Genomic DNA, 23325 nt, shown 5'->3' with positions numbered 1-23325 from the left:
ACGCTGACAAGACGATGAACGGAGGGACGATGGGGTCCGGTCGATATCGCTACCTGTTCTCGCCGCTGCGGGTCGGGCCGGTGGTGGTGCGCAACCGGATCGTGTTCTCCGCGCACCTGACCAACTACGCGGCCGAAGGCCTGCCCAGCGAGCAGCACGCCGAGTACTACGCGGCTCGTGCGGCCGGCGGCGCGGGCCTGATCATCACCGAGGAACACTCGACGCACCCCACCGACTGGCCGTACGAGAAGCTCATCCACGGCTTCCACCGCGCGGTCATCCCCGGCTACCGGCGCATCACCGAGGCCGTGCACGCCCACGACGTGCCGATTTTCGCGCAGCTCAACCACAACGGCGGCCAGGCGTCTGGCATGTACTCCCGCCTGCCGGTCTGGGCGCCCTCGCCGGTGCCCGACCCGATGTTCCGCGAGGTGCCGAAGGCCCTGGAAGTGCACGAGATCGCCGAGGTCGTCGCCGGGTACGGCACGGTCGCCGGGCACTGCGCCGAGGGCGGGTTCGACGGGGTGGAACTGCAGTGCTCCCACTCCTCGATCGTGCGCGGTTTCCTTTCGCCCGCGACGAATCTGCGCACCGACGCCTACGGCGGCCCGATGGTCAACCGGGCGCGGATCCTGCTGGAGATCATCGACGCGGTACGCGAGGCGATCGGCCCCACCCGGGCGCTGGGCGTGCGGCTGTGCGGCGACGAACTGATCGAGGGCGGCACGACCATCGAGGAGGCCGTCGAGACCGCGAAGCTGGTGGAGGCGACCGGAAAGGTCGACTACATCAACACCTCGATCGGCGTGGCCACCGCGACGCTTTACCTGATCGAGGCGTCGATGGCGATCCCGCCCGGATACGCGCTGTTCATCGCGAACGCGATCCGCGAGGCGGTGCGGCTGCCGGTGGTCGGTGTGGGCCGCATCAAGGACCCGGTGCAGGCCGAGCGGGCGCTCGCGGAGGGACACTGCGACCTGGTGGGCGTGGTCCGCGGCCAGATCGCGGACCCCGACTTCGCCGCCAAGGCGCGCGCCGGGCACGCGGGCGAGATCCGGACCTGCCTGTCCTGCAACCAGGAATGCGTCGGCCGGATGGGGCTCAACCGCTGGCTCGGCTGCATCGAAAACCCGCGCGCCGGCCGGGAATCGGTGCCGCTTCCGTTCCTGGGGCGCCGGCCGAAGCGAGTGCTCGTGGTCGGCGGCGGGCCCGCCGGGCTGCAAGCGGCCTCCACCGCCGCGCAGCGTGGTCACCACGTGACCCTGTTCGAGCGGGGGCCGAGCACCGGCGGCCAGGTCGCGCTGGCCGCGAGCGTGCCGAGCCGGGCGGAATTCCTCGACGTGGTAAGGAACCTGCTCGCCGAGTGCCAGCGCTACGGCGTCGATGTCAAGACGGGTGCGGAGGCCACCGCCGACCTGCTACGGGCCGAGTCGCCGGACGCGGTCGTCCTGGCGACCGGCGCGCGGCCGCAGCCGCCGCACTGGGCGGGTGGGCTGGCGCACGTGGTGGATGTCCGTGACGTGCTGGAAGGGCGTGCGGCGCCCACCGGTGAGGTGCTGGTGCTCGACGATCTCGGCTTTCACCAGGCGACCTCGGTCGCCGAGTTGCTCGCCGACCGGGGCGCCGCGGTGACCCTGTCCACCTCCGGCATGGTCGTCGGGCAGGATCTGGGCATCACGCTGGACCTGGAGACGTTCAATGTCCGGGCGGACGCCAAGGGCATCCGGCAGCTCACGGACGAGGTCGTGCTCGGCGCGTCCGAAGTGGACTCCGGGTCTTCAGTGGTGCTCCAGATACTCAAGCACACCACCGGGGTCACCGGTGAGCGCCGTTACGACTGGGTCGTCTGTGCTACGCACCAGGCTCCCGAGGACGAGCTGTGGCACGCGCTGAAGGGCGCGCCGTTCCCGGTGCACCGTGTCGGGGACTGTCTCACCCCGCGCCGGGCGCACGCCGCGGTCGTCGAGGGGCACCGGGTGGGGGTGAGCCTGTGATCGCCGTGATCGTCGTCCGGGACGGCGTGCTCCCGCTCGGCGCGGACGAGACCGTGGCCGAGGCCGGTGGCCGGGCCCTGCTGGTCGGCACGGGCGTCAAGGAGGCCGCCGGCGGGCTGACCACGCTGAAAACCGGCTTGCTTGCGGAGAACGGAACGTTCGCACCCGGCCGGTGGGCCGCGCAACTGGCCGGTGTGCTCGCGGAGTCCGACCAGGTTCTGCTGCCCTCCTCGCCCGACGGCCGGGATCTCGCCCCGCGCCTGGCCGCGGAACTCGGCCGCCCGCTGTACCCCGGCGCGGTGCGGGTCACCGCGAGCCAGGTGGAACTGTCCCGATGGGACTCCCGGGTCACCGTGACGCTGCCCGCCCCGGCACCGTTCGTGGCGACCCTCCAGCCCGGCGTGCGTGGGCGTCCCGCCGAGCCGGACCATGGCCGGCCCCCGCACCACACGGCGATCACGCTCCCGGACCGGGACGTGCCGGACGTGGAGGTGCTGGAGGTGCTGGCGCCGGAGCCTGGCACGGTCGATCTCGCCGAGGCGCCGCGCATCTTCGCGGCGGGCGCGGGACTGGGCCACGGAGACCTGGACGGACCGTCGGCGGTGAAGCTGCTCGGCTCGGTGGCTTCCGCGCTGGGCGCGTCGCTGGGGGCGACCCGCGTGGTGACCGACGCGGGTTGGACCGGATACCACCGCCAGATCGGCACCACCGGCGTCGTGGCCGCGCCCGAGCTGTACGTCGCGTTCGGGATTTCCGGTGCGGCACAACATATCGGGGGTCTTCGAGACCCCGCCCATGTAGTCAGCGTCAACATTGACCCGTCCTGCCCGATGACCGCAATGGCCGAACTCGGCATCGTCGCCGACGCCCAGTCCGTGCTCGTCGAGCTGGCACGGATACTGGAGGCCCGATGAGCGAGAATGGCGGAGCCCCGCTCATTGGGGCCGACCGGGTGCGGGTGTCCCGCAAGACACTGGAGGCCCGATGAGCGAGAATGGCGGAGCCCCGCTCATTGGGGCCAGCCCGGGTGCGGGTGTCCCGCAAGAACGCCGGGTGCGGGTGTCCCGCAAGACACTGGAGGACCAGTGACCTACGCCGGACCCGGTTCACAGTCCACTGTGGTCAGTGATGACCAGGCGCGTACCCGCATGTTCGACGTGGTGGTGGTCGGCGCGGGACCGGCCGGCTCGGCGGCCGCGCTGGAGGTGGCGCGCGCCGGTTACTCGGTCGCGCTGATCGAACGCGGCCCGTTCCCCGGTTCGAAGAACGTCTATGGCGGCGTGGTCTACGGCCGCGTGTTGGACGAACTGATCCCGAACTGGTGGGAGCAGATGCCGGTGCAGCGCTGGGTGACCCGGCGTTGCACCATGGTGATGACCCCGGCTCAGGCGCTGACCGTCGACTTCCGCACCCAGGACTGGGGCCGTCCGCCGTACAACGGGGCGACGGCGCACCGGGCGGACCTGGATTCCTGGCTGGCCGAGCAGGCGGTGGCCGCGGGCGCGGTGCTGGTTCCGTCCACAGTGGTCACCGGGTTGCTGCGCAGCAGCGCGGGTGCGGTGGTCGGCGTGCGCACCGACCGTCCCGACGGCGATCTCACCGCGGGCGTGGTCATCGCCTGCGACGGCGTGAACTCCTTCCTCGCCAAGGAAGCCGGGCTGTTCCCGCCGGGCGGCGACAGTCACCTCACACTCGGGGTGAAGCAGACGTTGCGCCTGTCGCGCGAGGTGATCGACGAACGGTTCGGGGTCACCGGTACCGACGGTGTCGACTTCGAGATCCTGGGCTGCACGCGGGGCATCCCCGGCGGTGGTTTTCTTTACACCAACCTGGATTCGGTGTCCATCGGCGTGGTGCTCGGGCTGGAGTCGTTGAGCACGGCCAAGACCCGGCCGGAGGAGCTGATCGCCGACCTCAAGCGGCACCCGGCGATCGCGCCGCTGATCCGGGGCGGGGTGGAGATCGAGTACTCCGCGCACCTCATCCCGGAGGGCGGCTACCGGTCGATGCCGCGGCTGACCGGCGACGGGATCCTGGTCGCGGGGGACGCCGCCGCGATGTGCCTGGCGGCCGGGATCTGGCTGGAGGGCGTCAACTTCGCGCTCGGCGCGGGCATGTACGCGGGCCGGGCGGCCGCGGACGCGCTGCGGGCGGGCGACACCTCACGGCGCGGCCTGGCCGGGTACACCGCGCTGCTGGAGAAGTCGTTCGTGCTGGCCGACCACCGGAAGCTGCGGGACTTTCCCGGTCTGGTGCTGTCGGATCGCATGCAGCACAACTACCCCGGACTGGTCTGCGACCTGGTGCAAGGGTTGTTCCAGGTGGACAACCCGCGACCGAAGCCCGGGCTGGGCCGCTTGCTGCGGCGCAGTGCCAAAGCCAACGGTGTCCGGTTGCGTGACCTCGCCCGGGACGCCTGGACCGGAATGCGAGCCATGCGATGAGATCCCCTAGGTCAATTCGCGGCAATCACAGTGACCACCACGCGCGCGCTTTCTTCCCGCCAGCGGTCGCGCGCAAACCCGCGGAGGAACAGTGAGCGAACAGAGATACGGCGAGACCGCGTTCGACGACCTGATGTCCACAGTGGAGTTCCGGGTCGCCGAGCGGCCGCACATCACGGTGGACGGCGAGATCTGCCGGTCCTGCACCACCAAGGCGTGCGTCCACGCCTGCCCGGCGAACCTGTTCGTGCCGACCAGCGACGGCGGCATCCTGTTCAACTACGAGCAGTGTTTCGAATGCGGCACCTGCTACCAGGTGTGCAACGCCGAGGGCGCGATCACCTGGACCTACCCCGAAGGTGGCCAGGGCGTCGTCTTCCGGAGGGGATGAGCGGATGTTGATCGTGGCCGCGCTCCGGTGGAGCGACCAGCGGGCGGCGGTGGACCCGCTGACCGGCGAGGTACGGACCGATCCGCGCGGCAGCGGGGTCAGTGCGGCGGAGCGGGCCGCACTCGAGCACGCCTTGCGGCTGCGCGACGCGCTCGGCGGACGCTGTGCCGCGGTCACCGTCGGCCCGCCCGCCGCCGAGGAGATGTTGCGCGAGGCGCTCGCCGTGGGCGCCGACGAGGTCGTGCGGGTCGACGGTCCGGACCCGGCGATCGCGGTCACCGAGGACGGCAGCGCCACCGCGCGGCTGCTCCTCGCGGGGCTGGGCGAGCCGCCGGACGTCGTGGTGTGCGGCGCGCATTCGGTTGATCGCGGAACCGGCAGCACCCCGGCGTTCCTGGCCCACCAGCTCGGTGCTGTCCAGGCGCTCGGGCTGGTGGAGCTGACCGCCGTCGACGGCAGGCTGCACGGGGTGCGCCGGCTCGACGGCGGCCGGCGGGAACGTGTCTCCTTCGGCACGCCCGCGGTGTGCTCGGTCGAGGCCGCCGGCACCACGCTTCGGCGGGCGTCGCTGCCCGCGACGCTGGCCGCCCGTCGCGCCCTGATACCCGTGGTCCAGGCCGGTACTCTTCCCGTTCCGGCGGGCACCGCCAAGCCGTACCGGCCCCGGCCACGGCCCCTGCCGATCCCGGCCGGAAGCGAGCCCAACCGGCGGATGCTCGCGCTGACGGGCGCCCTCGTCGCGCGGACACCACCGAAGGTCGTCAGGCCGGCCACCGCGACCGAAGCCGCCCAAGAGCTGGTGGATTACCTGCGCGACAACGGCTTCACGTCATGACGCGGGTTGCGGTGATTACGGGTGCGGCCGGTGGTATCGGCGGCGCGGTGGTGGACCGGCTCGTCGCCGAGGACTGGCGGATCGTCGCGGTGGATGTGCGTGGCGGCGAACTCGCCAAGCAGGCGGCACGGTGGCCGGACCAGGTGCTCGCGGAGGTCGCCGACGTCCGGGACCAGCGCGCGTTGACCCGTGCCGTCGCACACGCCGAGCGCGAGTTCGGCGGCGTGGACGCGGCCGTCGGCTGCGCGGCAGTGATGGCGGGCGGAAAACCGTTGTGGGAAACCGAAGACACTGACTGGGACGCCTTGTTCGAGCATGGCGTGCGCGGAATCTTCCACCTCGCACGCGCGGCCGTGCCCGCGCTGCTGCGGCGGCCCGAGCCCCGCTCCGGGCGGTTCGTCGCGATCGCCTCGGCGGCGGCGCATCACGGACTCTGGCACCTCGCCGGCTACAACGCCGCCAAGCACGCCGTCGTCGGCCTGATCCGGGGCCTGGCCAGCGATCTGCGCGGGACCGGCGTCACCGCCACCGCGGTCTCGCCCGGCTCGACCCGGACCGCGATGCTCGACGCCACCGCGGAGCTCTATCAACTCGGCGACGTCGAGGAATTCGCCCAGCACCAGCTCATCGAGCGGCTGCTCGATCCCGAGGAGGTCGCGGCCGCGGTGTGCTGGCTCTGCTCCGCGCAGTCCTCCGCGATCACCGGCACCGTCGTCCACGCCGACGGAGGCTTCACCGCATGAGTAGCCCTGTGTCAAGGCGCGGCAATCAAGGTGACCACCGTGCGCGCCCCGAAGGCCCGCTATCGGGGCGGCGGGGCGCCTATGTCGAGAAGGTGACTTGATCTCGGATGGAGCGCCCTGTCGACACGATAAGGGGTCTGGGGGCTTGCCCCCAGTCGGGGGTGTGGGGGCGGAGCCTCCGCAAGGCACGGTCGCGCGCAAACTCGCGGAGGAGAAGGCATGAGACTGCGCTTCGATTCGGCCACCACGGTGGTGGGGCGGGCGCTGGTCGGCGGGTCGCCGCTGCGGGTCATGCGCCTGTCGGAGGCGGGCCTGCGCCGGGTCGAGGAATGGCGTTCCGGCGCGGAAGTCGGTTCGGGAACGAAGCTGGCGAAGAAATTGATCGCCGCGGGCATGGCGCACCCGGAATTCGTGGCGGCGCGGTGGAAGCCGCGGGACGTCACGGCCGTCATCCCGGTCCGCGATCACAGCGAGCAGTTGGCCGGACTGCTGCCGTGGCTGGCGGAACTCGCCGGGACGGTGGTGGTCGACGACGGCTCGCGCGAACCGGTGCCGGGCGCGGCGCACCGCCATCCGGTTTCCCGTGGTCCCGCCGCGGCCCGCAACACCGGATGGCGGGCGGTGAAGACCGAATTCGTCGCCTTCCTCGACGCCGATATCAGGCCGGAACCCGGCTGGCTCGACGCGCTGCTGCCACACTTCGAAGATCCGGACGTGGCGGCGGTGGCGCCCAGGGTGCGCAGCGCGCCCGGAACCACCACGCTCGCGCGGTACGAACGCGCCAGATCCTCGCTCGACCTCGGCCCCGCTCCGGCGTTGGTTCGGCCCGGGGCACGGGTGAGCTACCTACCCACTGCGGCCCTGGTGGTGCGTACCTCGGCGTTGCGCGCATCTGGTGGCTTCGACGAGAACCTGCGGTTCGGGGAGGACGTCGACCTCGTCTGGCGGCTGATCGCGGGCGGTGGTTCGGTGCGGTACGAACCGGCATCAGAGGTGACCCACACGCCGCGCGCGAACTGGCGCGCGTGGCTGCGGCAGCGGTTCGAGTACGGCACCTCCGCGGCACCGCTCGCCCGCCGGCACGGGCGGAAGGCACTCGCGCCACTGCGCGTGTCCCGGTGGACGGCGCTGGCCTGGACCGCGGCGGTGGCGGGCCGGCCGGGCACGGGTCTGGCGGTCGCGCTGGGCACGGCCGCGCTGCTGCCCCGCAAGCTTCGGCGATTCGGTGTGCCCGCACGGAACTCGCTCATGCTCGCGTTGCGCGGACACCTCGGCGCGGGCCGGTTCCTCGCCGACGCCGTCACTCGTACCTGGGGCCCGGTCGCGATTCCGGTGCTGGCCTGGTCGAAACGGGGCAGGCTGGTGCTCGCCGCCGCCCTGTCGCGGCACCTGCTCGACTGGGCGCGTGCCCGGCCGGCGGTCGGCCCGCTGCCGTGGCTGCTCGCACGCGTCGCCGACGACGTGAGCTACGGCGCGGGTGTCTGGCGCGGCTGCCTCACCGAACGCAGCGCCGCCGCCCTGCTACCGGATCTTTCGGACTGGCCCACCCGTCGCCCATCACCCTTAACGGACACGCTTCGCGCGACTGATCCGATGGGAAAGCCGGGAAAGCGATGACCGGTCTGGCCGAGCTGACCTGGACCGAGCTCACCGGGCCGCGGATCCTCGCCGTGCCGGTCGGCGCCACCGAGCAGCACGGCCCACACCTGCCGTTCACCGTGGACACCGAGATCGCCGTCGCGTTGTGTGAACGGCTCGCGCAATCGCGCGAGGACGTCGTGGTAGCACCACCGGTGGCCTACGGATCGAGCGGCGAGCACGCAGGGTTTCCCGGAACCCTTTCGCTCGGCCAGGAAGCCACCGAGTTACTGCTCGTCGAACTCGGGCGCTCCGCCGACGCGTTCGCCGGGGTGCTGCTGGTCTGCGCGCACGGCGGAAACGCCGAACCGGTGCGACGCGCGGTATCGCTCCTACGCGGGGAAGGCCGGAACGTGCTGGCCTGGTTTCCGCGGGGGCCGGCGGAGGACAGCCATGCCGGCCGCGTGGAAACGTCCGTGATGCTCGCCCTGCGCCCGTCCGCGGTGCGGCCAAGACCGCGCGGACCCGGCGTGACCACCCCATTGCCCGAGTTGATCGGCCGGCTGCGCAGCGGTGGGGTCCGCGCGGTGAGCCCGACCGGCGTCCTCGGCGACCCGTCCGGCTCCAGCGCTGCCGAGGGCCGGGAAATTCTCTGTCGCTGGGCGGAAAGCCTGCGGAAAGCGGCCTCCACGTTGACTCCAATGTCATCATGAACCGGTCGGTGCGCGCGCCACAAACACAATGAGGAGGGTTATTCCAAACGCGAGATGAGCGCGCTTGATGACACCGCACAACGCTCTACGTTGTGGGGGCTGGCGCCCCCACACCCCGACTGGGGGCAAGCCCCCAGACCCCCTGCGTGGGCGGGGAGGCAGGCCGCCATCGTGGTTGACCGGCAGCAGGCGAGGAGAAGTCACGGCCTGGCTACCCGAACACGTTCTGAATAACACAGAGGTGATGAGGCGATGAAGACGAAGGCCGCTGTTTTGCACGACATCCACCAGCCCTTCGAGATCGAGGAACTGGATCTCGACGGTCCGGCCGAGGGTGAGGTACTGATCTCCTACACCGCTTCCGGTCTGTGCCATTCCGACCTGCACCTGATCGACAACGACATTCCCGTCCGGTTCCCGATCGTCGGCGGGCATGAGGGCGCGGGCGTGATCGAGGACGTCGGCCCCGGTGTCACCACGGTGAAACCCGGCGACCACGTGGTCTGCAGTTTCATCCCCAGCTGCGGCAAGTGCCGCTACTGTTCCACCGGCCGGCAGAGCCTGTGCGACCTCGGCGCCAACATCACGGTGGGCAACCTGCTCGACGGCACCTTCCGGTTCCACCGCAACGGCGAGGACTACGGCGGCATGTGCATGCTCGGCACGTTCTCCGAGCGGGCCGTGGTGTCCCAGCATTCGGTGGTCAAGGTCGACGATTCGCTCCCGCTGGAGACCGCGGTCCTGGTCGGCTGCGGCGTGCCCACCGGCTGGGGCACGGCGACCTACGCCGGTGGGGTGCGGCCCGGCGACACCGTGGTGATCTACGGCATCGGCGGCGTCGGGATCAACGCCGTGCAGGGCGCGGCGCACGCCGGTGCGGCGAACGTCGTGGTAGTGGACCCGGTGCCGTTCAAGCGGGAGACCGCGCTCAAGCTGGGCGCCACGCACGCCTTCGCCACCGCGGCCGAGGCGCACGAGAAGATCATCGAGCTGACCTGGGGACAACTGGCGGACCAGGCGCTGATCACGGTCGGCACGGTCGACGAGGACGTGGTGAGTTCCGCGTTCGACGCGGTCGGCAAGGGCGGGGTCGTGGTGATCACCGGCCTGGCCAGTCCGGAGAAGCTCACCGTCCACGTGTCCGGCTCGGTGCTCTCGCTGTTCGAGAAGACGATCAAGGGTTCGTTGTTCGGCTCGGCCAACCCGCAGTACGACATCGTCCGGCTGCTGCGCCTTTACCAGGCCGGCCAGCTGAAGCTCGACGAGCTGATCACCCGCCGCTACACGCTGGAGGAGGTCAACGAGGGTTACCAGGATCTGCGGGACGGCAAGAACATTCGCGGCGTAATCGTGCACGAAGCGTGACACACCCAGCGCGCACTCACTCGAAAGGCTTGAATTGCATTCCTTGCCAGCCGAGTGAGTGCGCGTTGGAATATGCTGCCCGTCATTCCGCTGCGCCAGAGGGATTAGCGAAGGACGGGCAATGGAGCGACGTCGTTTCCTCGGGTACCTGCTCGCGGCGCCCACCCTCGCGGTGGCCGCCCCGGTCGCGACGGCCAACGCCGCGATCCCGTCGCCGCCGGAACCTTCGGATCTGCTCGATCTCGGTGACGCGCTCACCCTCGCCGCCGCGCCCACCGCGAACCTGATCACGATCCGCCTCAACACAGATGGCACCGCGTCGTTCGCGCTGCCGAGAGCCGAGGTGGGTCAGGGGATCACCACCACCGTCGCGATGCTGATCGCCGACGAACTCGATCTGCCACTGTCCAAAGTGGATATATCGCTGGCCGACGCGCGCCCGGAACTGCTGGCCAACCAGTTGACGGGCGGCTCCAACTCGGTGCGTTCGCTGTACCAGCCGGTGCGCACCGCGGCGGCCATCGCGCGGGCGCGGCTGCTGTCCACGGCGGCCGAGAAGTGGGGCGTAGGAGTTTCGTCGCTCACCGCTCGGGACGGAGTTGTCCGGTCCGCTTCGGGCCAGACGGCCACCTATGGCTCGCTGGCCGAAGCGGCGGCGAGCCGGCGCACGGAACGCGTGCAGGCGCAACCGAAGTCGAAGTTCAGCCTTGTCGGCACGCCTCAGAACCGGATCGACGCGCTGGACGCCGTCACCGGCCGGAAGAAGTTCACCATGGACCTCGCCGTGCCGGGCGCGAAGCCGGCGATGGTGTGCCGGCCACCGACGATCAACGGCAAGGTCCGCTCCGTGCGGAACCTCGCCCAGGTCCGCGCGATGCCGGGAATCACCGATGTCGCCGTCGTGTCCACCGGCGTCGCGGTGCGCGGGGAGACCACCGGCCACTGCATCGACGCGGTCCGCGCGCTCGATGTGGACTGGGGACCGGGCACTGTGGACGGTGAGTCCGACGACACGGTCCTGGCCAAGCTGAGGGCCGCGGCGCCGCCGATGGTGGTCCCGCCGGTGCTCACCAAGACGATCGATGCGGAGTTCACCTTCGCCTTCGCCAGCAACAGCGCGCTGGAGACCAACTGCGCCATCGCCGACGTGCGCCCGGACCGAGCCGAGATCTGGGCGTCGCTGAAGTCGCCGGTCTCGTCCCAGCAGGAGATTTCGAGTCTGCTCGGGTTGCCGCTGAGCGCGGTGCGGGTGCACGTGGCGCAGGGCGGCGGGTCCTTCGGCCGCAAACTGTTCGGCGACGCCGCCCGCGAGGCCGCGGAGGTTTCCCACGCCATGGGCAAGCCGGTCAAGCTCATGTGGCACCGCACCGACGATTTCCGGCACGGGCGCGTGCATCCGATGTCGCTGTCGCGAATCCGGGTCAACTACGCGGCCGGAAACGTGGTCAGCTACGAGCAACGGCATATCAGTGTCAAAACGGACTTCGGCCACGGCCTCGGCGACGCCCTCACGTCCGTGGCCGCGAAACTGCCGGTCGGCAACCTCGGTTTCGCCGAGACCGTCTTCGAGTTGTCGCAGTCGATGCCCTACGCGTTCGGGGCCACGACGCAACTGCTCAGCGAGGTCCAACTCGACTTCCATACGGGCAGCATGCGCAACGTCTACTCGCCCAACGTCGTGTGTGCGCGGGAACTCGTCGTCGATCAACTGGCCGCGAAGATGGGCCGGGATCCGGTCGAACTGCGGCGCTCGTTCCTCAAGGAGGATCGGTTCCGGGCCGTCCTGGACCGGCTGGCCGGCGAAGGCGAGTGGGGCCGCAAGCTTCCGCCGGGAATGGCGCAGGGAGTGGGTTTCCACGCCGAATACAAAAGTTGTAGCGCGGTGTTGGTGGAGGTCGACTGTCGACCCGAGACGGTCAATCGGAAGGTGCGTGACGGCGTGACCGGTCCGCGGGTGACCCGGGCGGTCATGGTCGTCGACGCCGGGCTGCCGATCAACCCGCGTGGGCTGGAAGCGCAGATGATGGGTTGCCTCAACGACGGCATCGGCCTCGCACTCACCGAAAGCCTCCACATCGACAAGGGGTTGCCGCTGGAGGCGAGCTGGGACAACTTCTTCTACACGCGACAGTGGAACACACCGCCGGAGATGCGGATCATCGTGCTGCCGGCGACCACCGGTGATCCCGGCGGCGCCGGGGAACTGGGGGTGGCCAGCACGCTCAGCGCGGTCGCGTGCGCCTACGCCAGGGCCACCGGGACGATGCCGACCCGGTTCCCGATCAACCACGGCACGTTGTCCTTCGAACCGTTGCCGCGCGTGCCATCCATTCCCGATTCTCCTACCGATGGACTCGACCACACGTACTGATGAGAGTCTGTTCTGAAACTGCCAGGTCCCTGGTCAAGGTGAGTCCTCGAACCTCAAACAAACGCTGACAGGGGAGTTTTCGTGCCACATCACACGTTCATCGTCAACGGAGAACGGGTTTCGGTGGACACCGAGGACAACGTGCGGCTGCTGTGGGTGCTGCGCGACCTGCTCGGTGTCACCGGTCCCAAGTACGGCTGCGGGCTGGAAGTGTGCAAGGCGTGCACCAGCCACATCAACGGCAAGGCGTTCAATCCCTGCGCGGTGCCGGTCGGCGACATCCGGCCCACCGACGAGATCACTACGATCGAGGGGATCGCCGACCGGCAAACGGGTGCGTTGCACCCGATGCAGCAGGCTTGGCTCGACCATGACGTGGCCCAGTGCGGCTACTGCCAGCCCGGCCAGATCATGACCGCCATCGCCAAGGTCCGCCAGGCCCGGGCCGCGGGTCGCGAGATCACCGATGCCGATCTCGATGACATCCGCAACATCTGCCGGTGCGGCACGTATCATCGCATCCGGGAGGCCATCAAGTCCGCCGCCGGGAGGATGTAGCCTGGCGACATTCAAAAACCCGTGTTCGTGCGTCGGGTGAGCGGAAGGCGCGCCGCCGAACACAGCCGTTGTGCGCAGCCGTTGTGCGCAGCGGGGCCGAGGCGGTACCTTGACGCGATATTCAGTTTGCTAGATATATCGGGGTTCGCTGGTGGTAACGGGTAAGGTCGTCCGGTTCGACGAGATTCGTGGGTATGGTTTTGTGGCGCCGGAGGGCGGCGGCGAGGACGTTTTCGTCCACGTCAACGATCTCGACGTCGACAAGAGGCTGATCGCGCCGGGCGCGGTGGTCGAGTTCATGATCGAAGAAGGGGAGCGCGGCCCCAAGGCGTCGAACGTGCGGATCGTGCGCAACGCCCCGGCCGTGGCCAGGGACGTGGAGTACCTGGAGTTCTCGCTGGAGTTCCGGGAGGAGTTGACCGAAGCGCTGCTCACCTCGGTCCCTTCGCTGACCGCCGAGCAGATCGTGCGAGTCCGCAAAACCGTGCTCGACCTGGTGCGCGAGCGCGGCTGGCTGGACAGCGACCACTAGAGACCCAGGTTTGCCGTGGCACGTGGCGGGCAACCGAGCGGCATGAAGGCTGTCGCATGGCACGGCAAACGCGATGTCCGGGTGGACACCGTGGCGGATCCGAAGATCGTCGAGCCCACGGACGCGGTACTGCGCGTCACCTCTTCCGGAATCTGCGGGTCCGACCTGCACCTGTACGAGGTGCTGGGCCCGTTCATGTCCGCGGGCGACATCCTTGGCCACGAGCCGATGGGCGTGGTCGAAGAGGTCGGCTCCGAGGTCGGCTCGATCAGGCCGGGAGACCGGGTGGTGGTGCCGTTCAACATTTCGTGCGGGCACTGCTACATGTGCACCTCGGGCCTGCAGTCCCAATGCGAGACCACCCAGGTGCGTGACCAGGGCAAGGGCGCGGCGCTGTTCGGTTACACCCGGCTCTACGGCCAGGTGCCGGGCGGGCAGGCGGAGTACCTGCGCGTCCCGCAGGCGCACTACGGCCCGGTCAAGGTGCCGGAGGGGCCGCCCGACGAGCGGTTCCTCTACCTGTCGGACGTGCTGCCCACGGCCTGGCAGGCCGTGGAGTACGCGAGCGTCCCCGACGGCGGGTCCGTGGTCGTGTTCGGACTGGGGCCGATCGGGCAGATGCGCTGCCGGATCGCCCTCCTGCGCGGCGCGGGCATGGTGATCGGGGTGGACCTGGTGCCGGAGCGGCTCACCATGGCCGCCCGGTACGGGGTGACCACTGTGGACGTTCGCGACCAGCGCGACGTGTCCGCCGTGGTGCGCGAGCTGACCGAAGGCCGCGGCGCCGACTCGGTGATCGACGCGGTCGGCATGGAGGCGCACGGCGCACCCGCGACGTGGCTGGCGCACCAGTTCGTGGGCCTGCTGCCGCAGGCGCTCGCCGCGAAGGTGACCGAACGGGCCGGGGTCGACCAGTTGAGCGTGCTGTACCAGGCGATCCGGACGGTGCGGCGGGGCGGCACGATCTCGCTGAGCGGGGTCTACGGCGGGATGCTGGATCCGCTGCCGATGATGGAACTGTTCGACAAGCAGATCCAGCTGCGCATGGGCCAGGCGAACGTGCGCCGGTGGCTCGACGACCTCCTGCCGCTCGTGCGGGGCGACACCGACCCGCTGGGCGTCGAGGACCTGGCCACCCACCGGCTGCCGCTGGACGAGGCGCCGGCCGCCTACCGGATGTTCCAGCAGAAGCGGGACGGCGCGATCAAGGTGTTGCTTCGACCATGACAGCGGCGGAGTGGGTGCCGGAGAGCACCGACCTGGACCGGCTGCGGGAGGCGGCCCGCTCGTGCCGCGGCTGCGGCCTGTATCAGGACGCGACGCAGACGGTGTTCGGCGATGGGCCGGTGCCCGCGAAGGCACTCATCGTGGGGGAACAGCCGGGCGACCGGGAGGACCTCGCGGGTGAGCCCTTCGTCGGCCCGGCCGGGCGCCTGCTCGACCGGGCGTTGACCGAGGCGGGCATCGACCGGGACGAGGTCTACGTGACCAACGCGGTGAAACACTTCAAGTTCAGCCGGGGCGAGCGGGGCAAGCAGCGGATCCACAAGAAGCCGTCGCGGACCGAGGTCGTGGCCTGCCGCCCGTGGTTGATCGCCGAGTTCGCCTCGGTGCGGCCGAGGCTGGCGATCGTGCTCGGCGCGACCGCGGCCCAGTCGGTGCTGGGCCCCGATTTCCGGGTCACGCACCACCGTGGCGTGCTGCTGGACGCCCCCGCCGAGTTGAACGGCCATCCCGAGCAGGTACTGGCCACCGTTCACCCGTCGTCGGTGCTGCGCGCTCCCGATCGCGAACCCGCCTACGCGGCGCTGGTGGCCGACCTCCGGGCCGCGGTCCCCGTCCTGGCGTGACGGCGTGTCCGGCGAATGCCCTCCCCGACGCCGGGGAGGGCATTCGCGGTTTTCACTTGAGCGCGCCGTTCACTTGAGCGCGTCGCGAAGGCGGTCGATGAGCCCGGCGCCGGGGTCGAGGATCAGGTTGGCCGGTGGCTTGTCCGGTGCGGACGGGTGGGGGCGGGTCGGCGCGAACTTCTTGGCGCGGACGATCTTTTCGCCGAGGTCGCGCAGCTGTTCCGGCGGGCAGGCCTGCTGAAGCTTCGGCAGCAGGTCGTGTTCTTCGTCCTCGATGTGGTGCCGGATGTCGTTCATCAGGTCGCGCATCAGCTCTTCGAAGCGGGGTTTGGTCGCCGGCAGGTCCTCCAGCTCCTTCATGACCCGCTCGGCCTCGGCGTGTTCGGCGATCTCGTGGTCGGCCAGCTCGTCGCCGTTGTCGAGGTGCCGGCGAGCCGCCGGGTACATGAACTGCTCCTCGGCGACGGAGTGCCGCACCAGCTCGCTGATGACGTGGTCGACGAGCCCGCGGCGGTATTCCGGGGTGCCGCGCCCGCTTTCCAGCTCCTGGAAGGCGCCCTCCACCTCGCGGTGGTCGCTGGTGATGACGGAGATGAGGTCGACTTGCTCGGTAGCGGCCATTTGTCCCTCCTAAACGGTTCCGTCCCTGGCGATACCCGGTGTCCGGGCCGTTCAATCACCAGAAACCGTTTACCGCGGCAAATCAACACTTTCGGATAGCGTCCAGAGCGTGCCTCGAAGTCCGTGTTTCCGGCCGAGGTGATCACGGGCGCGCGCTTGGAAACACCGCCTAGCGGGCGAACGTCAGCCCGAAGTTGTCCAAAGTGGATGGTAGTGGCCGGTTCGGGCCCAACGGCTCGCGCGAGGTCAGGTGGTAGCCGAGCAGGTCGGCGAGCAGGATGCTGGTGGTCAGCAGTACGAGGTTGCGGCCAGGGCACTCGCCGGGGCCGCCGCTGAACGGCACCAGTGCGGGGTTTTCCTTCGCCCGCCCGTCGAGCCAGATCTCCGGGGTGAAACTGTGCGCGTAGGGCAGGTTCTCGTCGTCGCGGTGGAAGAACGGGGTGAAGATCAGTAGACCGGTTCCGGCGGTCAGCCGGGTGCCATTCCACTCCAGGTCCTTCGTGGTGTCCCGCAGGATGATCGGGGTGGTGGGCCAGAGCCGGACCGTGTCCAGCACGCTCGCACGCAGGTACGGCAGTTCCGGACCGGACGCGCCGGCGGCCTGCCGGTGCGCGCCGGAATGCGTGGCGAGCAACGCCAGCGTCCGGAAGGCGGTCATGCCGGCCGCATCGAACGCGAACAGCCAGTGCGCGACCTGGCTCGCGGCATCGATGTCCCCGGACGGGCCGGTACGCGCGATCATCCCGGCGAGGCTGTCTTCTTCCGCGCGCTCCAGATGTGTGCCCAGCCGCCGGCGGAACTCCGCCCGTGAACCTGGCCGGCGGGGATGGAGGAAGGCCCAGTTGGCGGCCAGCCGCAGGCGCCCCAGCAGGTCGGTGGTCAACTCGTCGTCCCGCGCCCCGTCTCCGAGCGTGATCCGGCGCACGATCCGCCACCACACCGGCGCGAACGTCGGCCAGTCCAGCGTCTCGGGCAGCAGCGCGGTTTCCTCGTGGATTTTGGCCTTGATCACCGAAGTCAGCTGGTGGGCCGGTTCCGCGGTCTCGAGCACCCGTTCGGTGAAGTCGCGGCGACTCGTGCGGGACGCGCCGCTGGAAATCAGCACGCCGTGCGGCTGAAACTGGCTCAGCGCGGTGGTTTTCTCCCAGTTCGCGGGCGTGAACTCCGACGGCGAGTCGGCCAGCACCCGCCCGACGTCCTCGGGGGAGAGCACGAGCGTGAGCGAGCGCCCCGGCACGGCCAGCTGAAGCGGAGTATCACCGCGACGTGCCCGCAACTCCTGCATCACCCGTACCGCGCGGCGGTCCGCCCGCATGGCCCCCAGCACGCCCATGACCCGGGGCCGTCGCTTGATGACGCCGCCCGCGACCGTGGGACCGAGCACGGACGCCAGCACGGTCAGGGTCTCCCGACGGTTCGCCCTCATCGCCGCACCAGGTGTGCGATCCGCCCGGTCGCCTGCCGCGCCTCGGCGAAGTACGCGATCATCCACGCGTGGAACATCCCCTCATATTCGTGGTATTCCAACGGAACCGACCGCGCCCGCGCCTTCTCCCGCAGTCGCCGCGCGTCGGCGAGTAGCACGTCCCGGGTGCCGGCGAACAGGCTCAGCGTGCCCAGCCCGGACAGTTCGCCGTTGAGCGGGCTGATCAGCGGGTCCCGCGGGTCCCGGGGCCCGGCGTAGAGGCGACCTGCCTCGCGCAGCCCGGCGATGGCCAGGTACGGGTCGTGCCGGTCGAGTTCGGGCTGGGCCGGGTCGCTCATCGTCACGTCCAGCCACGGTGACAGCAGCACGATCTCCTTGGGCTGCGGGCGTCCCTCGTCGCGCAGGCTCCGGGCGAGCACGAGCGTGAGCGCGCCACCCGCCGAGTCACCCATCACGATCTGGTCGCCCGGCTCGACCGCGCCGAGTTCTTCCTTGTAGGTGGCCATGACCATATCGACGGTCTCGTCGCAGTGGTGGGTCGGCGCGAGCGGGTACAGCGGAGCGGTGACGGTGCAGCCGGTCCGCCTGACCAGTCTGGACAAAAACGACCAGTGATCGCGCTGAATCTGGTGCACATAGGCACCGCCGTGCAGGTACAGCACATGCCGTGACGTCCCTTCTCCGCGCGGCCGCAGGGTGTAGACCGGGCGGTCCCTGAGCACGTTCCGGCTCACCGCCACCTGGCGGCGCACCCGCGCGGGAGGCACGGCGTCCTCCGGGCGCTGCCGGTGCTCGAAGCTCTCCCGGAGCCGGTCGAGGTCGGCGAAGGTTCGCTTGCGGCGGCTCAACCACATCGCGGCGGTGAGCGCCTTCGCGTGCAGGCTGGTCACGGTCTGATAACTACCCGTCGCCCCCGCACGCTAAACAAGGTCGCGCGCAATGGCGTAGTGCCAGTTCCGCGAGCACACCCGGTAGGGGCCCTCGAAGGCATCCAGCCGGGCGTGGACCACGAACTCCCGCGGTGTGCACGAAAGCAGCGTCCGGGTCTCGGTCCGGGCGGACCAGTCGCCGCGGGCGAACTCCATGGTCCACACCGTTTCCCCCGATGGGGAGGAGAAATCGTCGGCCACCGACGCGTAGCGTTCGGTGGCGCGGCGGGAGAACTCCAGGTCGATGTCGTCGATCCGTTGAGTGCCCGAGTCCTTGACTATCTCCAGCGCCGACTCGTAGTCGACCAGGTCCCGGCTGACGTTCCACCGCTCCTCCCCTGGACGCAGCCGCGTGACCGGCAGCGGCGGTGCCCCCTCGGGCTCGCCGAAGCCGGCGAACGCGGGGTCTTCGCCGGGTTTCCGCACGGGCAGCGCCAGTTCCCCGGCGTGCACGGTGACCTGGGTGGCATCCGGGGGCGGCCAGGCCAGCGGCCAGTACGAAGTGGACAGTGACAGCCGGATGCGGTGCCCGGGTGGAAACGCCTGTGCCACCCCGTTCAGCACCAGTTCGACCGCGTACCGCCGGCCCGGCTCGAGCGGTTCGGGCCGGTCGTGGCCCGCCCGGTGGGTGAGATTGAGCAGGCCGTACGTCACCCGGGTCGCGGCGCCGTCCGGCGCGACGTCCGAGATCCGCGCGGCGATCATGGCCACCGGCCGGTCCGCCGACACCTCCAGCCGCACCACCGGGGCGCCCAGGATCTCGCATCGCTCGCCGAGCGCGTCGGTGTCGAACACGAGCGAGCCGCCGTCCTCTTCCCGCTGGTCGTAGGGCAGGTCCGGGGGTGCGTTGTAGGACGCCCACTTGCCGGCGAACTGGCCGACCGAAAGCGGCGAGGAGACGGTCAGGCCGAGTTCCCCGCCCTCACCGCGCTCGCCCGGTTCGGCGATCCGGTGCCAGGCCAGCGGGCGTACGGACGGCTCGACGTTCGGCGACGGCCAGTCCGGTTCGCCGACCCACCGTCCCGGCCGCTGCTCGTAGGACGTCGACGGCGGCACGCTTTCCTGCATCCAGGTGAGCAGCATCGGCCCGTCGAGCACGCCGTTGTCCACGTCCTTGAGCCAGTGATCCCACCATCGCACGAGTTCCTGCAGGTAGCCGATCGCCGGGCCGGGCTCGCCCAGGTGCGGGTACTTGTGCGACCACGGGCCGATCAGGCCCTTGCGTGGCACGTCCAGGTGCGCGAGCAGCCGCATCACGGCGTTCGAGTAGCCGTCGGCCCAGCCGCTGGAGGCGAGCACGGGACAGCACACGTCCTGGTAGTTCTCACACACCGACGCGTGCCGCCAGTAGTCGTCACGGTGCTGATGCCGCAACCATTCGTCGACCCACGGGCCGGCCGCATCCAACCGCTCCAGCCACATCTCACGCCAGCGTTCGCCGACCACCGCCGGGTCGGGCGGGAGCGTGGCGTAGGCGAACATCGTGCCCGCCTCGCCGAGGTTGTCCGAAAGCAGGCAGCCACCCATGTAGTGGAAGTCGTCGGAGTACCGGTCGTCGGTGAACGACGAGATCGCGATGGCGCGCAGGCTCGGCGGCTTCCGGGCGGCGACCTGGAGCGCGGCGAACCCGCCCCAGGAGATGCCCATCATTCCCGTCCGCCCGTCACACCATGGCTGCTCGGCGATCCAGGCCAGCACGTCCTCGGCGTCGAGTTGCTCGCGTTCGACGTACTCGTCGACGAGCACCCCCTCCGAATCACCGGTGCCGCGCAGGTCCACCCGCACGCACGCGTAGCCGTGCCCGGCGAGGTAGGGGTGATGGATCGAGTCCCGCCACGCGGTGAGATCCCTTTTCCGGTAAGGGATGTACTCGCACAGCCCGGGCACGGGCTCCTGGTCGGAGGACGCCGGCCGCCAGATCCGGGCGGACAGGCAGATCCCGTCCGAGACCGGGATGCGGACGTGTTCTTCCTGGATGATCTCGTGCGGGAGCGCGCTGACCGCGCGCATGGGCTATTCCTCCTCGAACTCGAAATTCAGCGCGTTCGTCACGCGCCGGTACTTCCGCTCCAGCTCCGCTTCGTTTTCCGCGCCCACGTAGACGAAGGCGAGTTCGTAGCTGTAGCTGTCCTGAGCGTCCATATCGGACAGTCGCTGGCCGGCGGCGGGCACCACGTCCACGGCGACGCCGGGGATCTCCTGCCGCACGCGCTCGATCTCCTGTTCGGTCGGCACGCGCCGCACCACGGCGTCGGAGAACCGGCGGTGGTACCACTTGGCCGCGATCGGATATCGTCCTTCGCCGCGCGGCATGTCCGGCCGTCGCCCCAGGCCGAGCTGGACCATGCAGTGGTGGTTGGGGACTCCGTCGACGTACTCGAACAGTTCCGCGTGCGACTGGGAATGCCGGGGATTGATCTCCAGCACCCGGACCCGGCCGCTGTCCGGCTCCACGAAGAACTCCACGGAAAAGGTCGAGTTGTCCAGTCCGATGCGCGAGATCACTCGTTCCGACACCTCGGTCATCCGCGACACCACGCGTTCGGGCAACTGTGAGGGGTACTGGTGGCGCAGGAACGATGAGCTGTCCGGATAGTTGATCGAGTCCAGCACGCCGTTCACGACCACCTCCCCGTCGTGGACGAAGCCCTCGGTCGCCGCCTGCACCCCGGACATGGCTTCCTCCGCCAGACAGGACAGTGCGCCCGCCTGCTCCACCTCGGGCGGCAGGCGCAGGCCGGCGGCCTGGTCCAGCACGTACTGGAACGGTTTGCCCACCCGCTCGATGCCGAGCCGGATCTGCTCGACCGCTTCGGCGAACTCCCGCTCGTCGCGGACCTTGAAGGCCAGTTCCGACGAGAACGACTTCACCGGCTTGAGCCACATCGGGAATTTCACCCCCGCGGGCGGGTGGCCGTCCCCGTCCGGGTCCACCAGCGCGAACTCGGGCACCTCGTCGTCGAGGACCTGTCGCTGCTCCAGGCGGCTCCAGAACTTGTGTTCGCACTTGATCACGCCGGTCAGCTCCGGTCCCGGCAGCCCGTAGCGGCGGCACAGCAGCGGCACCATGCTGCTGACCGGGAAGTCCCAGTACCCGACGATGGCGCCGATCTCGCCGTCGAACTCGTCGAGTTCCCGGATGGCCTTGGTGATCAGGTCCCCGATCGGGAGGTCGCCCTCCTGGAGGTCGGGAATGGTCAGTAGCGGGTGGAACCGGTAGTGCTCCGCCCCCGGCACGCGGCCGAGGGTCCGGCGGTTCGGTTCATCGAGCCCAAGCACGAAGATGTCTGTCACTCCCATCGCATCCCCGAGATCGCTGCCGGGTAAACACCCCTTGATGCGGGTACCCCCAGAAGTTCCCTGTGACGACAACGACTCATGTTCGACGTGTGCACCTGGCCGGAAATTCCTGTTTGGACAGTGTCGGCACGGGGAAGCAGTGGTCTTCTCGCCACTAACGATCCTTTTTCGACCAGTGCTCAGGCGGCCGGTGGCCCGCCCACTCGGTTGCGTGCTCCTCGACGAACTCGGCGAAGGTGCGGGGCGGACGGCCGGTCAGGTCCAGCACCGCGGTGCTGACTTGCTCTTCCCGGCCGGCCCTGATGCCGTCTTCCACGGCGGCGAGAGCGGCGGCGAACCCGGCGGGCATGCCTGCGGCCCGGTAGTTGGCCGCCTGCTCGTCAGTCCCGATGTGCACCACCCGGACCCGCCGCCCGGTCCGCGCGGTGATGATCTCCGCCGCGTCCTGGTAGCTCAGCGCCTTCGGCCCGGTCAGCAGGTAGTCGCGCCGGCCGCCGGGCTCGGCGAGCAGGGCGAAGGCAGCGGCGGCGATGTCCCGCGCGTCGATCCAGCCCAGCCGGCCGTCACCGGCGGCGGTGCGGATCTCGCCGTGCTGACGGATCCGCTCGCCCAGCGGGTGCGTTCTCAGGAAGTTCTGCATGAACCCGGACGCGCGCAGCACGACCCACCCGGGCCGGGCCCGCACCCGCGCGGCCAGTTCCAGCGCGCCGGGAGCGTTCGGCAGCACGACGGCGGAGCCGAGGAGCACCACCCGGTGCACGTCGAGACGGTGCGCCTCGGCGAGGAACGGCCCGGCCATCGGCATCGGGTCCACGCTCTCCACCGGAGGCACCAGGAAGATCCGGTCCACTCCGCGCAACGCGGCCGGATGGGTGGCCGGGTCACCCCAGTCGAACCGGACCGCGTCAGGATCATCGGCAGCCGGGTTCCGGCTGCCCACCCGGACCGGCACGCCGCTGCCACGCAGCAGTTCCACCAGCGCGCTCCCGGTCTTCCCGGTGCCACCGGTCACCAGCACGCGTGTCATCAGTGTTCCTCCGCGGCTTTGCGCGCGACCGCGATCGTGTCGACGGGGCGCTGCATAGGCGGTCGAGTCAGGTCTGCGAACAGGGCGCCCCGCCGCCCCGATAGCGGGACAAAGGCGCGCGCTCTGTGGTCACCTTGATTGCCGCGGGTTGACATAAGGGGTGTCATCGGACGGCCGCCGAGCGCAGCGTGTCGAGCAGTTCGGGCAGCGCCCCGGCCGCCGCGGCGGCGGCAAGTGGACTCCAGTAGTCCCGGTAGCGGGTGATCAGGCCGTCCCGGACGGTGATCACCACGACGTAGTCCAGCCGATAGGGCTCGCCGGTGCGCACCGTGCGGCCGTTCGCGGTGAACTCCACCACAATGGTGTCCGGCCGTTCCGTGTGGTGCACGGTGACCGCGGAGATCTCTCGCACATCCATCACCTCCGGATATCCGGCCAGGTAGTCGCGGACCTCCTCCCGTCCGGCCAGCTGCCGCGGCGAGATCTCGGTGGCGAACGGGAATTCGGCGATGCCGTCGTCTGCCCACAAGTCGGCGATGGCGTCCATGTCCTTGGCCAGTAACAGATCCAGCAGCCGACGGAACGTCTCCTCGGGAGTGCTCGACACGGTGTCCTCCAGTGCTCAATCAGGTGTGTGACCGGTCCAGA

21 protein-coding genes are annotated in these 23325 nt (G+C 69.9%); 14 read left to right on the top strand and 7 right to left on the bottom strand.

From position 1 onward, the window contains the following. Positions 1-29 precede the first annotated feature (29 nt). The 14 genes from A3CU_RS0141215 to A3CU_RS0141150 all read left to right on the top strand — a co-directional run bounded on the left by A3CU_RS0141215 (position 30) and on the right by A3CU_RS0141150 (position 15374). A complete protein-coding gene (locus A3CU_RS0141215; RefSeq protein ID WP_027947159.1) occupies positions 30-1994 on the top strand; it encodes a mycofactocin system FadH/OYE family oxidoreductase 2 in 1965 nt (654 codons plus the stop codon). Beyond that, the gene (locus A3CU_RS0141210) at positions 1991-2908 is read left to right on the top strand and encodes a mycofactocin-associated electron transfer flavoprotein alpha subunit (protein WP_027947158.1); all 918 of its coding nucleotides are present in this window, start codon (positions 1991-1993) and stop codon (positions 2906-2908) included. Before A3CU_RS0141215 ends, A3CU_RS0141210 begins: the two co-directional genes overlap by 4 nt. 171 nt (positions 2909-3079) lie before the next feature. After that, positions 3080-4438 (top strand): FAD-dependent oxidoreductase, encoded by a 1359-nt coding sequence (locus tag A3CU_RS0141205; RefSeq protein WP_245617552.1) that lies wholly within the window; start codon positions 3080-3082, stop codon positions 4436-4438. A 91-nt stretch (positions 4439-4529) separates the two neighbouring features. Beyond that, positions 4530-4829 carry a ferredoxin family protein gene (locus A3CU_RS0141200; protein ID WP_027947156.1) on the top strand — a complete coding sequence of 100 codons (300 nt, stop codon included), beginning with the start codon at positions 4530-4532 and terminating at the stop codon, positions 4827-4829. A gap of 4 nt (positions 4830-4833) precedes the next feature. Beyond that, positions 4834-5664 carry a mycofactocin-associated electron transfer flavoprotein beta subunit gene (locus A3CU_RS49290; RefSeq protein WP_052373070.1) on the top strand — a complete coding sequence of 277 codons (831 nt, stop codon included), beginning with the start codon at positions 4834-4836 and terminating at the stop codon, positions 5662-5664. After that, positions 5661-6407 carry a mycofactocin-coupled SDR family oxidoreductase gene (locus A3CU_RS0141190; protein ID WP_027947155.1) on the top strand — a complete coding sequence of 249 codons (747 nt, stop codon included), beginning with the start codon at positions 5661-5663 and terminating at the stop codon, positions 6405-6407. The genes A3CU_RS49290 and A3CU_RS0141190 overlap by 4 nt, the downstream gene beginning before the upstream one ends. Positions 6408-6626: 219 nt before the next feature. Further along, positions 6627-8024, top strand: a complete 1398-nt coding sequence (gene mftF / locus A3CU_RS0141185) for a mycofactocin biosynthesis glycosyltransferase MftF (RefSeq protein WP_027947154.1) — start codon at positions 6627-6629, stop codon at positions 8022-8024. After that, positions 8021-8698 (top strand): mycofactocin biosynthesis peptidyl-dipeptidase MftE, encoded by a 678-nt coding sequence (gene mftE / locus A3CU_RS0141180; protein WP_027947153.1) that lies wholly within the window; start codon positions 8021-8023, stop codon positions 8696-8698. The genes mftF and mftE overlap by 4 nt, the downstream gene beginning before the upstream one ends. Positions 8699-8950: 252 nt before the next feature. Beyond that, positions 8951-10063, top strand: a complete 1113-nt coding sequence (locus A3CU_RS0141175) for an NDMA-dependent alcohol dehydrogenase (protein WP_027947152.1) — start codon at positions 8951-8953, stop codon at positions 10061-10063. A gap of 121 nt (positions 10064-10184) precedes the next feature. Further along, on the top strand, positions 10185-12434 hold the full coding sequence (locus tag A3CU_RS0141170; RefSeq protein WP_052373068.1) for a xanthine dehydrogenase family protein molybdopterin-binding subunit: 2250 nt from the start codon (positions 10185-10187) through the stop codon (positions 12432-12434). Between the two features lie 81 nt (positions 12435-12515). After that, entirely contained in the window at positions 12516-12992 is a 477-nt protein-coding gene (locus tag A3CU_RS0141165; RefSeq protein ID WP_027947150.1) for a (2Fe-2S)-binding protein, read from the top strand. Positions 12993-13143: 151 nt separating this feature from the next. Then, on the top strand, positions 13144-13524 hold the full coding sequence (locus tag A3CU_RS0141160; protein WP_027947149.1) for a cold-shock protein: 381 nt from the start codon (positions 13144-13146) through the stop codon (positions 13522-13524). A gap of 42 nt (positions 13525-13566) precedes the next feature. Continuing rightward, complete coding sequence (locus tag A3CU_RS0141155) at positions 13567-14751, top strand: zinc-dependent alcohol dehydrogenase (RefSeq protein WP_027947148.1); 1185 nt, start codon at positions 13567-13569, stop codon at positions 14749-14751. Beyond that, positions 14748-15374: a UdgX family uracil-DNA binding protein gene (locus tag A3CU_RS0141150; RefSeq protein ID WP_027947147.1), complete on the top strand. Its 627-nt coding sequence runs from the start codon at positions 14748-14750 to the stop codon at positions 15372-15374. Before A3CU_RS0141155 ends, A3CU_RS0141150 begins: the two co-directional genes overlap by 4 nt. Before the next feature lie 69 nt (positions 15375-15443). On the opposite strand, the gene A3CU_RS0141145 is transcribed toward A3CU_RS0141150, so the two are convergent. The 7 genes from A3CU_RS0141145 to A3CU_RS0141115 all read right to left on the bottom strand — a co-directional run bounded on the left by A3CU_RS0141145 (position 15444) and on the right by A3CU_RS0141115 (position 23284). Further along, positions 15444-15995, bottom strand: coding sequence for a hemerythrin domain-containing protein (locus tag A3CU_RS0141145; RefSeq protein ID WP_027947146.1), 552 nt, complete (start codon positions 15993-15995; stop codon positions 15444-15446). Positions 15996-16164: 169 nt separating this feature from the next. Then, positions 16165-17421, bottom strand: a complete 1257-nt coding sequence (locus A3CU_RS49285) for a cytochrome P450 (protein WP_043844240.1) — start codon at positions 17419-17421, stop codon at positions 16165-16167. After that, positions 17418-18311 (bottom strand): alpha/beta hydrolase, encoded by an 894-nt coding sequence (locus tag A3CU_RS0141135; RefSeq protein WP_027947145.1) that lies wholly within the window; start codon positions 18309-18311, stop codon positions 17418-17420. The genes A3CU_RS49285 and A3CU_RS0141135 overlap by 4 nt, the downstream gene beginning before the upstream one ends. 30 nt (positions 18312-18341) lie before the next feature. Then, positions 18342-20360, bottom strand: a complete 2019-nt coding sequence (locus tag A3CU_RS0141130; protein WP_027947144.1) for a CocE/NonD family hydrolase — start codon at positions 20358-20360, stop codon at positions 18342-18344. A gap of 3 nt (positions 20361-20363) precedes the next feature. Beyond that, positions 20364-21650, bottom strand: coding sequence for an ATP-grasp domain-containing protein (locus A3CU_RS0141125; RefSeq protein ID WP_027947143.1), 1287 nt, complete (start codon positions 21648-21650; stop codon positions 20364-20366). Between the two features lie 154 nt (positions 21651-21804). Beyond that, positions 21805-22677 (bottom strand): NAD(P)H-binding protein, encoded by an 873-nt coding sequence (locus tag A3CU_RS49280; protein ID WP_052373066.1) that lies wholly within the window; start codon positions 22675-22677, stop codon positions 21805-21807. A 163-nt stretch (positions 22678-22840) separates the two neighbouring features. Then, positions 22841-23284: a nuclear transport factor 2 family protein gene (locus tag A3CU_RS0141115; RefSeq protein ID WP_052373063.1), complete on the bottom strand. Its 444-nt coding sequence runs from the start codon at positions 23282-23284 to the stop codon at positions 22841-22843. Positions 23285-23325: the final 41 nt, after the last annotated feature.

Origin of the sequence: Amycolatopsis taiwanensis DSM 45107, assembly GCF_000519205.1 — a bacterium.
Classification (GTDB): Bacteria; Actinomycetota; Actinomycetes; order Mycobacteriales; family Pseudonocardiaceae; genus Amycolatopsis_E; species Amycolatopsis_E taiwanensis.
The sequence above is the reverse complement of the archived record's forward strand: the minus strand, read 5'-3'. Positions and strand labels throughout refer to the sequence as shown.